The sequence below is a fragment of the Pseudomonas sp. PWP3-1b2 genome (genome assembly GCF_049896045.1).
Taxonomy (GTDB): domain Bacteria; phylum Pseudomonadota; class Gammaproteobacteria; order Pseudomonadales; family Pseudomonadaceae; genus Aquipseudomonas; species Aquipseudomonas antarctica_B.
This window is the reverse complement of record NZ_JAFCTN010000007.1, coordinates 187,440-200,607: the sequence shown is the minus strand read 5'-3', so window position 1 is coordinate 200,607 and position 13,168 is coordinate 187,440. Positions and strand designations below refer to the sequence as shown.

The window sequence follows — 13,168 nt, the reverse complement described above, 5'->3', positions numbered from 1 at the left end:
AGCCCCAATAAGACCGCCGCGTTCTGTCAGGTAAACTCGTGCGTCAGGTTTTGGGGCTGCTTCGCAGCCCAACGCGGGGCAAGCCCGCTCGCCACAACAAGCCTGCTCGCCACACAGCAAACCTGCTCCCGCCTTTCGAATGCAGTCACATATCAACTGTGGGAGCTGGCTTGCCTGCCATAGCAATCTCTCAGGCGCCGGATTTCCCGGAAACCACAAACATCATCCCTCCCGCCACCGCCCGCGCATGGCACAACCCCAGCACCACCCGGCGCTCGGCATTGTCCATGCGGCTCCAGCGCGTAATCTCATCCACCGTGCGCTGGCAGCCCGTGCAAATATCGTCGTCATCCAGCGCGCAAATGCTCACGCACGGCGAGGCGACGGGGCGTTCTATCGGGTTCATTCTTCCTGCTCTGCCAAATCCTGCGCATAGCGCTGCGCGTTATGCACATAGTGCGCGGCGCTGGCCTCGAGCATGCGTTTCTGCGCCTCGGTCAGCTCGCGCACCACCTTGCCCGGCGAGCCCATCACCAGCGAACCATCCGGGATTTCCTTGCCCTCACCGATCAGCGAGTTCGCGCCGATGATGCAGTGTTTGCCGATCTTCGCGCCGTTGAGGATCACCGCATTAATGCCGATCAGGCTGTAATCGTCCACCGTGCAGCCATGCAGCATTGCGTTATGGCCAATAGTTACGCCGGTGCCCAGGGTCAGCGGGTAGCCCATGTCGGTGTGCATCACGCTGCCGTCCTGCACGTTGCTGTTTTTGCCGATCAGAATCAGCTCGTTGTCGCCACGCAATACCGCGTTGAACCAGACGTTGGCGCCCTCCTCCAGCTTGACCTTGCCCACCAGCGTGGCATTAGGGGCTACCCAACTGTGTGGATGCGTCTCGACGCGGGCATCGCCCAGGCGGTATTTCATGGTTTTTCCTCACGGCTCGCCATTCAAACGATGGCTTAGATATTGATGAAGCTTTTGGGCGGCTGGTGCAGGCTGATCTTGGCGTCGTCATAGAGCAGGTTGATCAGCTCCACAATCATTATCGCCGTCAGGCCCCAGATCTTGTATTCGCCGAAGCGGTAGCTGGGCACATACCAACTGCGGCCCTGGTAATCGATTCGGTGAGTGTGTTCGCGCGGGTCCTGCCGGAAAAACTCCAGGGGCACGCTGAAAACAGCGGCAATCTCGGCGTCATTGGCCAGGTACTCGACGTAATCGGGAATCACGCCGACATAAGGCGTGACCCGAATGCCGTGCAGGGAAATCAGCGGGCTCAACGGGCCGATGATTTCGACCAGGCCGGGCGGCAGGCCGATTTCTTCTTCGGCCTCGCGCAATGCGGTGAAGATCAAGTCAGGGTCTTCGGGGTCGCGCCGGCCGCCGGGGAACGCCACTTCGCCGCCGTGGGTCGACAGACCACTGGCGCGCAGGGTCAGGATCAGCTCGGGTTCGTCACTGCGGGTAATCGGCACCAGCACCGCAGCCTCGGGGAAACGCCCGTCGGTTTCCAGCGTATGGGGGGTGTGGTTGCTTACGCGGCGAAGTAGCTCGTCCAGCATGAGTCATCTCGGTCTGTTGGCTACCATGCATCATGCACCAAAGCTTGCGGGCGCCCAACCCCAAAACCCGGAGCATGTCGCTAAACGACAACTTGCAGGGCCCCGCCTGCCACGCCAAGATAGACGCACTCTTCAGGAACCCCAGCATGAACTTCTGCAGCCAGTGCGGTAAACCGGTTACCAGGCGCATTCCCGAAGGCGACGGCCGCCTGCGTTATGTGTGTGACCACTGTTCGACCATTCACTACCAAAACCCCAACATCGTCGCCGGCACGGTGCCGGTCTGGGGCGATAAAGTGCTGCTGTGCCGCCGCGCCATCGAACCGCGCCTGGGGTACTGGACCCTGCCCGCAGGCTTTATGGAAAATGGCGAAACCGTGGAGCAAGCGGCCGAACGCGAAACCCTGGAAGAAGCCTGCGCCCGTGTGCGCAACCTGAGCATCTATACCCTGATCGACGTGCCGCACATCAGCCAGGTGCATATTTTCTACCGCGCCGAGCTGGTCGACCTGGACTTTGCCGCCGGCCCCGAAAGCCTCGAAGTGCAGCTGTTTGATGAAGCCGACATCCCTTGGTCCGAGCTGGCTTTCCGCACGGTCGGGCGTACTTTAGAATACTTTTTCGCTGACCGTCGGCAGCAGGCGTTCCCGGTGCGCAGCGAAGCGGTGCCGCCCATGGGCAAACCCACCGAATAAAAAAACCGGCAGATAGTCTTTAAGGGAAACCGTGTTAATGCGTCTGTTGCTCGCTCTGATCTGCCTGTCGTTCGCTACCTTTTCGTCGGCCTCCACGGTGGAAATCATCGGCGGCAAACCTGTCGAAAAAGTCCTCGTGCTCAAGTCCGCCCACCAATTGCAGCTGATCAACGACGGCAAGCCGCTCAAGACCTATCGCATTTCCCTCGGTAAAAACCCCAAGGGCACCAAGCTGTTTGAAGGTGACCGCCGCACCCCCGAAGGCTTTTACTGGATCGACTGGCGCAAGACCAGCGACCGTTTCAACCTGGCCATGCACATCTCCTACCCGAACATCAGCGACTCCGCCCGCGCGCGCCGCGAGGGTGTGAGGCCGGGCAGCATGATCATGATTCACGGCACCCCCGACACCGAAGATTACCCGGAGCAGTGGTTTCACACCCTGGACTGGACCGACGGCTGCATCGGCATGCGCAACGTCGACATGCGTGAAGTCTGGAACCTGGTCAAAGACGGCACCATGATCGAGATTCGGCCGTAAACCGCGACCGTTCGTAAAATAATTCGAAAATAATTCCTGCCTCAGGCCGCGCCTGCCGGTGAATACCAGTTCACCGCAGCGGGCTGCGCCGTTCTGCACGCGATACAGACCTCTCTAATACCACTTCATGCCAGGCCCCATTGCAGGGCCCTAAAACCGTCGCCTGCACCGTTTTGGCTGCATTGACATGGTATTTAAGTGGTATTAATTTTCGGCCAATACCGGGCGACAACATTCCAATAATGCATCGGAAACCTTAACGATGAATCCCATCCTGGGCTTACGCCCCGACGACAAACAATCCACGCCGCTGTACCTGCAATTGGCGCGCAAGCTGGAAGCGGCGATCCACGCCGGCCAGTGGACGTCCGAGCAGGCGCTGCCGTCAGAACGCGCACTCAGTGAACAACTGAGCATTTCGCGGGTGACTGCCCGCAAAGCGCTGGAAGTGTTGTTTGACCAAGGCCTGATCCGCCGCAGCCAGGGTTCCGGCACCTTTATCACGCCGCGCCTTGAGCAACCGCTGTCGCGCCTGTCCGGGTTCAGCGAGATGCTGCGCCTCAAGGGCTTTGTGCCCAGCTCCCTGTGGCTGGAGCGCGACATCACCCCGCCGACCCACGAAGAACTGATCCGCCTGTGCCTGTCGACCAGCGACAAAGTGGCGCGACTGAAGCGTTTGCGCAAAGCCGACGACACGGTGATGGCCATTGAAATGACCGTGGTCCCCGCCGCAGTGCTGCCACAACCGCAGGCCTTGGGCAGTTCGCTGTACGAATACTTTGAAAGCATCGGCAAGCCCATCGTGCGCGCCTTGCAGCATGTGCAGGCGATCAACGCGTCGGACGAGTTCGCCAGGCTGGTAGGCATCGCGCCCGGCACCGCCATGCTGTTGATGACCCGCGTCGGCTACACCGCCGACAACACGCCGATTGAAATCACCGACACCTACTGCCGCAACGACTACTACGACTTTGTCGCAGAGCTGCGCCGCCACGACTATTCCGCTGAATTGCGACTTTAGAGAACTGCCCATGTCCGAAGACAATATCCTCACGCCCCAAGGCTGGGTTCGCGGCCGCGTGGTGCACGAGCACGGCAAGGTGACTGCCATCGAAGGCGTACCTTGCGACCCGGCAGACAATGACCTGCCCTACCTGCTGCCGGGCTTTATCGACCTGCACGTGCACGGCGGTGGCGGCAAAGACATCATGGAAGGCGCCGCCGCGTTCGAGACCATCACCCGCACCCACGTGCGTTTTGGTACGACGTCGCTGCTGGCCACCACCATGACTGCGCCGGTTGACGAAATTTCCAGCGTGCTCGGCCAACTCGGCATCTTCTGTGAGCAGCGCCCTGCCGGCAGCGCGCGGGTCCTCGGCGTACACCTGGAAGGCCCCTACATCAACCCAGGAAAACTCGGCGCTCAACCCAACTTCGCCCACACCGCACTGATGGAAGAAGTGGAAGCCTACCTGCGCCTGGCGCCGATCCGCGTGATCACCATCGCCCCGGAAATTGCTGGCCACGATGCCCTGATCCGCGCGCTCAGCGCACGCGGCATACGCATGCAGATTGGCCACACCCTGGGCAGCTATGAAGAAGGCGTCGCCGCCCTCGCCGCCGGCGCCACCAGCTTCACGCATTTGTACAACGCCATGAGCCCGCTGCATCACCGCGAGCCGGGCATCGTCGGCGCCGCGCTGGCCCACGCCAAATACGCCGAATTGATTCCGGATTTGCTGCACGTACACCCCGGCGCCATGCGCGTGGCCCTGCGTTCGATCCCGTGCCTGTACTGCGTGACTGATTCCACCGCCGCCGCCGGCATGCCCGACGGCGAGTACAAGCTGGGCAGCCACACCGTGACCAAGTGCCTGGGCGGCGTACGCCTGGCCGACGGAACGCTGGCCGGCAGCACCCTGACCATGGATCAGGCGCTGCGCAACCTGGTGAAAATCGGCCTGCCCATCAGCGAAGCCTCACAGCGCCTGTCGCAATTTCCTGCGGACTACCTGGGCCTGGAAGAACGCGGCCGCCTGCAACCGGGCAGCTTTGCCGACTGCGTGCGCCTTGACCGCTCCCTGACAATCACCGACGTAATGGTCGAAGGAGAAACCATTGACTTCAAAAATGCTTGAAGAGGCATTGGCCTCCTCGGACGCCGTTGCGGCGCAACTGCAACGCCTCAGCCCGATGCTCGAGGAAGTCGCCGGCCGCCTGCGCCGCCAGCCGCCGCAAGTGGCGATGACCATTGCCCGGGGCAGCTCGGACCATGCCGCCAGTTATTTCGCCTACCTGGCCATGCAACACGTGGGCATCCCGGTGGCGTCGTTGCCGATGTCGGTGGTGACCCTGTTGCAAGCGCCGTTGAAGGTCAGCGGTCAGGTAGCGTTTGGTTTCTCGCAGTCGGGGCAAAGCCCGGATTTGGTCAACAGCCTGCGCCTGCTGCGCAAACGCGGCGCCCTGAGTATTTCGCTGGTCAACGCCGAAGACTCGCCACTGGAAGCCGCGTGCGAATTCCACGTGCCGCTGTGCGCCGGGCCGGAACTCAGTGTTGCCGCGACTAAAAGTTTTATCGCCACCCTCAGCGCCAGCGCGCAATTGATCGGCCACTGGAACCAGGACCTGTTGCTGCTGCAAGCCTGCCAGGCGCTGCCTGAGGGACTGCGCGAAGCCGCAAAACAAGCGTGGGCTCCCGCCATTGACGCCCTGCGCGACAGCCAGCGCCTGATCGTAATTGGCCGTGGCGCCGGTTTTGCCATCGCCCAGGAAGCTGCGCTCAAGCTCAAGGAAACCTCGGCGATCCAGGCCGAAGCGTTCAGCAGCGCCGAAGTGCGCCACGGACCGATGGCCTTGATCGACGAAAACTATCCACTGCTGGTGTTCGCCCCACGCGGCGCCGAGCAGGCTGGCCTGTTGAGCCTGGCCGCCGACATGCGCCTACGCGGTGCCCGCGTGTTGCTGGCCGCGCCGGACGATGTGACCGAGCGCGACCTGACCCTGAGCCGCGCCGAACACCCGAGCCTGGATCCGATCCTGGCGATTCAAAGCTTTTACGTCATGGCTGCAGGCCTGGCGGTTGCCCGGGGCATGGACCCTGACCAACCACGCCACCTGAGCAAAGTTACCCGCACTCACTGAGTCGCGTTTTCCTGATGAGTACCGTGCCCATGCCCTACAACAATAATGAATTGACCCTAAGCGCCCCCCTCAGTGGCCCGGTGCTGACCCTGGGCAACGTTCCCGACGAAGTGTTCGCAAGCGGCGCGATGGGCGACGGCATTGCCATCGACCCGCTGAATGACTGCCTGCACGCACCGTGCGACGGGGTGATCATCCACGTTGCGCGCACCGGGCACGCACTGACGATTCGCGCCGAGAATGGCGCCGAAGTGCTGATGCATGTGGGCATCGACACCGTCGAGCTGAATGGCGAAGGCTTTGCGCTGCTGGTGAAGGAAGGCGCGCGGATCACTGAAGGCCAGGCGCTGGTGCAGTTCGATCTGGACCGCATTGCGCGCCAGTGCAAAAGCCTGATCAGCCTGATCATCCTGACCAACGGCGAAGGCTTTGAGCTGCGGCCGATTGCCGGCAACACCGTCAAACTCGGCGAGCCGTTGTTGCAGATTGTGGCGCGTTCAACCACCGCGACGCAGACGGCTGTGGATAACTCAGCGGCTGAAGTACGCGCCAGCGTGCGCATCACTCACCGTGGCGGTTTGCATGCGCGCCCCGCTGCGTTGATCCGCAAGACGGCGCAGGGTTTCAGCAGCCAGGCCCATCTGCATTTCGCCGGTAAATCGGCAGCCTGCGACAGCTTGATTGGCCTGATGGGGCTGGGGATTGGCGAGGGCGATGAAGTGCGTGTGAGTTGTCGCGGCGAGGATTCCGAGGCTGCGTTGCAGGCGCTGGTCGCCGCGCTGTCCCTAGCGGTTAAAGAAGAACATCACGCACCGGTTGCCGTCGCTGTGCGTGGGGCGAACATCGAAGCCGGTGTGCTGCAAGGAGTGTGCGCCGCGCCTGGCCTGGTGTGCGGGCCGCTGTTTCGCCTGACCGGCATTGAGTTACCGGAAGACACCGGCAACCATTCCCGCGACGACCAACTGCAACGCCTCGACACCGCGCTGGAGCAGGTGCGCGGTGAAATTCGCAACACGCTGGAGCACGCCCGCCAGCGCAAAAACGTCGAGGAAGAAGAGATTTTCGCGGCGCACCTCGCCTTGCTGGAAGACCCGGCCCTGTTGGACGCGGCAACCGGTGCCATCGAAAACGGCAGCGCCGCCACCCACGCCTGGCGCGATGCAATCCAGGCCCAATGCGCGGTGTTGCTGGCGCTGGGCAAGCCGCTGTTTGCCGAGCGCTCCAATGACCTGCGCGACCTGCAACAGCGTGTGTTGCGCGCACTGCTGGGTGAAGCCTGGCACTTCGAATTGCCTGCGGGCGCGATCGTCAGCGCCCATGAGTTGACCCCCTCGGACCTGCTGCAACTGAGTGCGCAAGAAGCTGCCGGTATCTGCATGGCCGAAGGCGGCGCGACCTCCCACGTGGCTATTCTGGCCCGCGGTAAAGGTTTGCCCTGCATCGTCGCGCTGGGCGCGGAAGTGCTCGACGTGCCCCAAGGCCAACGCGTGGTGCTCGACGCCGCCAACGGTCGCCTGGAACTCATGCCCAGCGACGCGCGCCACGCCGAAGTGCACCACATTCGCGACGCGCAAAAGCAGCGCCGTCAACAGCAACAATCTCAGGCTCAAGAGCCGGCGCGCACCACTGACGGCGTGACCATCGAAGTCGCGGCCAACGTCGCCTCCAGCGCCGAGGCCCAGGTGGCATTTGAAAACGGCGCTGACGGCGTCGGCCTGCTGCGCACCGAATTCCTGTTCGTCGACCGTCGCATCGCGCCGGATGAGCAAGAGCAACGCCGCGCCTACCAGGCGGTATTGGATGCCATGGGCGACAAGTCGGTGATCATTCGCACCATCGATGTGGGCGGCGACAAACAGCTCGACTACCTGCCGTTGCCCGTCGAAGCCAACCCGGTGTTGGGCTTGCGCGGCATTCGCCTGGCCCAGGTACGCCCCGACGTGCTCGACCAGCAACTGCGCGCGCTGCTGCAAGTGTGCCCGCTGGAACGTTGCCGCATCCTGTTGCCGATGGTCAGCGAAGTGGATGAGCTGCTGCAGATTCGCCAGCGTATGGACGAGTTGTGCGTGGAGCTGGAACTGACTCAGCGCCCCGAACTGGGCGTGATGATCGAAGTGCCTGCCGCCGCGCTGATGGCCGAGCAGCTGGCGCTGCACGCGGACTTCCTGTCGATCGGCACCAACGACCTGTCCCAGTACACCCTGGCCATGGACCGTGACCACGCCGGCCTCGCTGCGCGGGTTGATGCCTTGCACCCGGCTCTGCTGCGGCTGATCGCCCAAACCTGTGCCGGCGCCGCCAAACACGGGCGCTGGGTTGGCGTGTGTGGCGCCCTCGCCTCCGACCCGCTGGCCACGCCGGTACTGGTAGGCCTGGGGGTCAGCGAGCTGTCGGTAAGCCCGCCGCAAATCGGAGAAATCAAGGACCGCGTCCGCCATCTGGACGCGGCGCAATGCCGGCAAATCAGCCGAGGCCTGCTCGACCTGAGCAGCGCCAAGGCGGTTCGCCAAGCCTGTCAACACCACTGGCCGCTGAGCTGACAACAACAAGAAAAGGAGACTCGCCATGTACCAACATTTCATCGAAGGCCTGCAACGCCTGGGCCGTGCACTCATGCTGCCGATCGCGATTCTGCCGATCGCCGGCCTCTTGCTGCGCCTGGGCGACACCGACCTTTTGAACATCGCGGTGATGCACGACGCCGGGCAAGCGATCTTCGCCAACCTGGCGCTGATCTTCGCCATCGGCATTGCTGTGGGTTTTGCCCGCGACAATAACGGCACGGCGGGCCTGGCAGGCGCTATCGGTTATTTGGTAATGATCTCCACGCTCAAGGTGATGGACACCACCATCAACATGGGCATGCTCGCCGGTATTGCCAGCGGCTTGATGGCCGGTGGGCTGTATAACCGCTTCAAGGACATCAAGCTGCCGGAGTACCTGGCCTTCTTTGGCGGGCGACGGTTTGTGCCGATTGTCACCGGGTTCAGTGCGGTCGGATTGGGCGTGATCTTCGGCCTGATCTGGCCGCCGATTCAGCACGGCATCAACAGCTTCGGCGTGCTGCTGATGGAAAGCGGCAGCCTCGGCGCGTTCGTGTTTGGCGTGTTCAACCGCCTGCTGATCGTCACCGGCCTGCACCATATCCTCAACAACATGGCCTGGTTTGTGTTCGGCAGCTTCACCGATCCGGCGACCGGCGCGGTGGTGACGGGCGACCTGACTCGTTATTTTGCAGGCGACCCGAAAGGCGGCCAGTTCATGACTGGCATGTTCCCGGTGATGTTGTTCGGCCTGCCGGCGGCGTGCCTGGCGATGTACCGCAATGCGTTGCCGGAACGCCGCAAGGTGATGGGCGGGATTTTCCTGTCGATGGCGCTGACCTCGTTTTTGACCGGCGTGACCGAGCCGATTGAATTTGCGTTCATGTTCCTTGCGCCGTTCCTGTACCTGATTCACGCCGTGCTGACGGGCCTGTCGATGGCTGTCACCAATATGCTGAATATCCACCTGGGCTTTACCTTCTCCGGCGGGTTTATCGACATGGTGCTGGGTTGGGGCAAGTCCACCAATGGCTGGCTGGTGTTCCCGGTCGGGTTGGCTTACGCGGTGATCTACTACAGCGTGTTCAACTACTGCATTCGCCGCTTCAACCTCAAAACGCCGGGGCGTGAAGATATCCCGGTGGTGCAGGCTGAAGCGATGAGTGATAACCAGCGGGCCAGCGCGTATATCCGTGCGTTGGGCGGTGCGGCGAATCTGTTGAGTGTGGGCGCCTGTACTACGCGTCTGCGGTTGGACATGGTTGATCGCAACAAAGCAGTGGATACGGAGCTGAAAGCGCTGGGCGCCATGGCTGTGGTTCGGCCGGGGAATGGCGGGAGTTTGCAGGTGGTGGTCGGGCCGATGGCCGATAGCATTGCTGATGAGATTCGCCTGGCCATGCCGTCGTTTGTGGCGGCTGCGCCGGTGAGCGTTGCGCCTGTGGATAAGCCGGTTGCGGTGAATGTGCAGGAAGCCGAGAAATGGCTGAGCGCGCTGGGTGGCCGTGGGAATGTGCGGCAGCTGGAAGCCGTGGCGATGACCCGGTTGCGAGTGGAGTTGGGGGATGATTCGGTGTTGTCCGAAGCGGACCTCACTGCGCTGGGTTGCCAAGGTGTGAGCCAGCTGGAAAGCAGGGTTTGGCACCTGCTGATTGGTGACAGGGCCAGCGGATTGGGTGAAGCGCTGGAGCGCTTGGTGACCCGCCCAATCAACGCCTGATCAAGCGCTCCCACGCGCTGCGTGGGAGCTTTACAAAATGCGTCCCCACCCAGTGCGTGGGGACGCTCAGCGTTAGCCGCCGAACACCAGGCTCACGGACTGCGCCCCCGCATTCTTCACCGTAAAGTCCTTCGCTTGCGCGGCGGTCTTCAAGGTGTAGGTGTAATTGGACGACGCGGTCCACTGCGCCTTGGGCGATTTTTGATTAGTGATCGCAGGCACGCTGCCGATGTCGGTAAAAGTACCCGTGCCTTTGTCATCCAGCATGCCGTTACTTTCACTGCCCGCACCAAAGTTGTTGCTCTCGGAAAGAATGTTGGCGTTTTGCGCCAGCGTAAAACCGAGGTGAAACTTGTTGATGTAGTTGTTATAGACATGGAAGTAGCCATAACGCATCAGCCCTGGGGCGCGCACTTCCATATTGTCGAAACGGTTGTGGCAGATCGTCAGCCGCGGGAAACCATTGAAGGCGGCGTTGTTGTCATCGGCCGGGTGGCCCAGGATCAAACCATACTTGTGGTTGCCGAAGAAGCAGTTACTGATCGTCGCGTAATCAGCCTTGTCGCCGATGTACAACAGCTTGTCGAGGCTGCCATCGTTGGCGGACCATTCGTGGCCGACGAAGGAGCAGTGGTCGATCCAGTACTTGCTGCCGTAGTTGAGGTACAGCTGAATGTCATCGTTGTCCTTGATACCAACGGAATGCTGGAAAACGATGTTTTGAAAAATGATGTTTTGCGACTGCGGTGTCGCGCGCAAGTGGATGTTGTTAAGCGTGCGATTCTGGAACGAACCGACCAGGGTTTTGTTGGAGCCCATGGACACCTTGGTCAAGCTGGACGCCGAAATATTGCTGTTGATCACCAACACGCGGGGCGTGGCATCCGCGATTTGGGCCTTGAGTTGATCCAACGTGGTGATACTGACCACTTGGCCGGACCAACCGCCAGTGACGTTAGCGGCTTTGGCAAAACCGGTGATGCCAGTGAGTTTGCTTTCTGGATAAGACATGAGTTCCCTCTCTTGAATCATAAGACCCAGGTATTTGGGTCAAGAATGAAACACGGCCGTCCTGGCCATGCTTACAGCGTTGAAGGGTGTGAATAGCGACAGGTGCTATTCACTCGCCCCCCAAATACTGTACATAAACACAGTATTTTATAAATGACGGTCGGTCAAGCCTCAGCTTCATTCCGCAGCTCGCTCCCTCGCCACAGCGTGAGTGGGGTCAGTTGTTGATGGGGACTTCCTGTAAATCCAACACCCGATCCACTATCAGTTGGATACCTTCCAGCATCCGATGAATTCCCAACACCGCATCGCGCTGCGGGCCGTCGATATCAAACGCCAGATTGCCCGCCAGTGCCTGAACTGATGCCAGGTCTTGGGAAGCGTTGGCGAGCAGGGTTTCGCTGCTCAGGTTGGGGAGTACGGTGAAGATTTGATCGGTGGGTTGAGAATCAGATGGGGGATTTGGACTGTCTTTGATCATGGTAATGCTCCTCAAAAAATGGGAACTACCAGCATCACTTGCAGATGATGGGTGGCAGCTGTGCGCGGGCCTGCAAGACCAAGGAAGGAGCATCCCGGGTAGACCCTAAAGTCTCCCGCACACAGCCACCATAAAAACGATGACCATGAAAAGCGCCACGATTATAGCGGCGCTTATGAGCTCCAACATAATTTCGGCGGGCTTGCAGTCCCGATCGCTGAATTGGCAGCGACCAGAGAAGACTAGTGAAGCGAGTTCCGAGGGACAACCTGAAAGGCTTGTGGGAAATCTCCGAGACCTGAAGAAATCGCAGACAATAAAAACCCGGCTTAGGCCGGGTTCTTTAATCACAACGAACGCCTAGACGGACGCCTCACGTTGCTGCGCTTCGTAATGCCGAGTCTGAAAAGGCATCAGCGCTTGAACCTTCAAACCCAGCCCCTCACTCAGCCCCCAGGACATCGCCAGCTCATCACGACGACTGCGCAGCGCAACAACGCCCTGAGGCTTCACCTCTTGTTTGTAAGCAGTCGCCGAAAAAAGCTCAAGAGCGTGCAGCGCTTCCACTACCCGACTATCTGTCACACACGCGAAGCGCGTGAAGCGCTCCAGCAGATAGCCCGCGCGACGAAGTTCCAATTCGCTGGAGTGAGCATCCAGAAAATTCTTCACTTCACCCACAAGATTCGCGTCCGAATACCAAACAGCTTTCGCTGCGCTCACCAGCGCATCGTCATCAGCCTGATTCAGAGGGCTCTTGACGAGAGTGTCCAAGGCGGATGATAAGACGGGACCGTTAAAAGGCTTCGCCATCTGCAGGCTCCAGATAATCGTGCAAGATATTGTTCAGAATGGATCTGGGTGGCTCTTTGTTGCCAACATACATATCAATTGCCTGCAACGCCAGCCGACGGAGCTCAGTGGTCAGGATGAAGCCAGCCCTCAGCAACGCCATGATGTCGCTCACATCTTGATCAGTGGCTCGGCCCAATTTGGAGATTGCAATGTCGATCGGTGCAGCTATATGCAGGTGCAGTACAGACTCCACAGGAAACTCGTCCAAAGGAAGACTTCGCTCCCAGTAATCTTCGTGAAGTGGGCCGAAGCTGGTGTGATATTGAAGGTCATAGTTAAGCTCCATCACACGACCGGACTGCGCATCGAAAAACTGCTCAGGAAATTCCGCCAGCAGTGTCTGAAGGCGCAGCTTGTTTCGAAAACTAGCGCAGTAAATCTCAGCGTCAACATCCGTGGAAATACGATGGTGCGTGTATAGGTGGACAGCACAACCGCCAAAGACAATGACCTTGACCGCGCCAGGCCTCGCCCCCTCAAGCATCAGTTCCACTTCAATGGATTTGAACATTGAAACCAAGGCTTGCCCGAGTGGAGTATTTGTATTGAGGCGAGGAACGACGACATCTGGAAACTCCATTATTGAATCTCAAGCCGATACGAGGTTGTTGAACGG

At 60.4% G+C, this 13,168-nt stretch carries 14 protein-coding genes; 7 read left to right on the top strand and 7 right to left on the bottom strand.

What is annotated here, in order from left to right:
* Positions 1-190: 190 nt before the first annotated feature.
* Genes ACP7A2_RS07525 through ACP7A2_RS07515 form a run of 3 tightly spaced genes read right to left on the bottom strand, consistent with a single transcriptional unit; the run spans position 191 to position 1,565 of the window.
* Positions 191-406: a DUF1289 domain-containing protein gene (locus ACP7A2_RS07525; RefSeq protein WP_426133699.1), complete on the bottom strand. Its 216-nt coding sequence runs from the start codon at positions 404-406 to the stop codon at positions 191-193.
* Complete coding sequence (locus ACP7A2_RS07520; RefSeq protein ID WP_426133698.1) at positions 403-927, bottom strand: gamma carbonic anhydrase family protein; 525 nt, start codon at positions 925-927, stop codon at positions 403-405. Before ACP7A2_RS07520 ends, ACP7A2_RS07525 begins: the two co-directional genes overlap by 4 nt.
* Before the next feature lie 35 nt (positions 928-962).
* Complete coding sequence (locus ACP7A2_RS07515) at positions 963-1,565, bottom strand: CoA pyrophosphatase (RefSeq protein WP_426133697.1); 603 nt, start codon at positions 1,563-1,565, stop codon at positions 963-965.
* A 146-nt stretch (positions 1,566-1,711) separates the two neighbouring features.
* Between ACP7A2_RS07515 and ACP7A2_RS07510 the strand changes: the two genes are divergently transcribed.
* From ACP7A2_RS07510 to nagE, 7 genes are all read left to right on the top strand, one after another.
* Positions 1,712-2,260, top strand: a complete 549-nt coding sequence (locus ACP7A2_RS07510; RefSeq protein ID WP_348056022.1) for an NUDIX hydrolase — start codon at positions 1,712-1,714, stop codon at positions 2,258-2,260.
* Between the two features lie 37 nt (positions 2,261-2,297).
* Entirely contained in the window at positions 2,298-2,801 is a 504-nt protein-coding gene (locus ACP7A2_RS07505; protein ID WP_348056020.1) for a L,D-transpeptidase family protein, read from the top strand.
* A 262-nt stretch (positions 2,802-3,063) separates the two neighbouring features.
* Entirely contained in the window at positions 3,064-3,822 is a 759-nt protein-coding gene (locus ACP7A2_RS07500; protein ID WP_348056018.1) for a GntR family transcriptional regulator, read from the top strand.
* A 10-nt stretch (positions 3,823-3,832) separates the two neighbouring features.
* Positions 3,833-4,939 (top strand): N-acetylglucosamine-6-phosphate deacetylase, encoded by a 1,107-nt coding sequence (nagA, locus tag ACP7A2_RS07495; RefSeq protein WP_426133696.1) that lies wholly within the window; start codon positions 3,833-3,835, stop codon positions 4,937-4,939.
* Positions 4,932-5,942, top strand: coding sequence for an SIS domain-containing protein (locus tag ACP7A2_RS07490; RefSeq protein ID WP_426133703.1), 1,011 nt, complete (start codon positions 4,932-4,934; stop codon positions 5,940-5,942). The genes nagA and ACP7A2_RS07490 overlap by 8 nt, the downstream gene beginning before the upstream one ends.
* 29 nt (positions 5,943-5,971) lie before the next feature.
* Positions 5,972-8,482 carry a phosphoenolpyruvate--protein phosphotransferase gene (gene ptsP / locus ACP7A2_RS07485; protein WP_426133695.1) on the top strand — a complete coding sequence of 837 codons (2,511 nt, stop codon included), beginning with the start codon at positions 5,972-5,974 and terminating at the stop codon, positions 8,480-8,482.
* A 25-nt stretch (positions 8,483-8,507) separates the two neighbouring features.
* On the top strand, positions 8,508-10,205 hold the full coding sequence (gene nagE / locus ACP7A2_RS07480) for an N-acetylglucosamine-specific PTS transporter subunit IIBC (protein WP_426133694.1): 1,698 nt from the start codon (positions 8,508-8,510) through the stop codon (positions 10,203-10,205).
* A gap of 72 nt (positions 10,206-10,277) precedes the next feature.
* Here nagE and ACP7A2_RS07475 read toward each other — a convergent pair whose 3' ends face one another.
* From ACP7A2_RS07475 to ACP7A2_RS07460, 4 genes are all read right to left on the bottom strand, one after another.
* Positions 10,278-11,216, bottom strand: a complete 939-nt coding sequence (locus ACP7A2_RS07475; RefSeq protein WP_426133693.1) for a pectate lyase — start codon at positions 11,214-11,216, stop codon at positions 10,278-10,280.
* Between the two features lie 217 nt (positions 11,217-11,433).
* Complete coding sequence (locus ACP7A2_RS07470; RefSeq protein WP_426133692.1) at positions 11,434-11,697, bottom strand: DUF6124 family protein; 264 nt, start codon at positions 11,695-11,697, stop codon at positions 11,434-11,436.
* Between the two features lie 360 nt (positions 11,698-12,057).
* Entirely contained in the window at positions 12,058-12,510 is a 453-nt protein-coding gene (locus ACP7A2_RS07465; protein WP_426133691.1) for a hypothetical protein, read from the bottom strand.
* Positions 12,494-13,132, bottom strand: a complete 639-nt coding sequence (locus tag ACP7A2_RS07460) for a DUF6036 family nucleotidyltransferase (RefSeq protein WP_426133690.1) — start codon at positions 13,130-13,132, stop codon at positions 12,494-12,496. The genes ACP7A2_RS07465 and ACP7A2_RS07460 overlap by 17 nt, the downstream gene beginning before the upstream one ends.
* Positions 13,133-13,168: the final 36 nt, after the last annotated feature.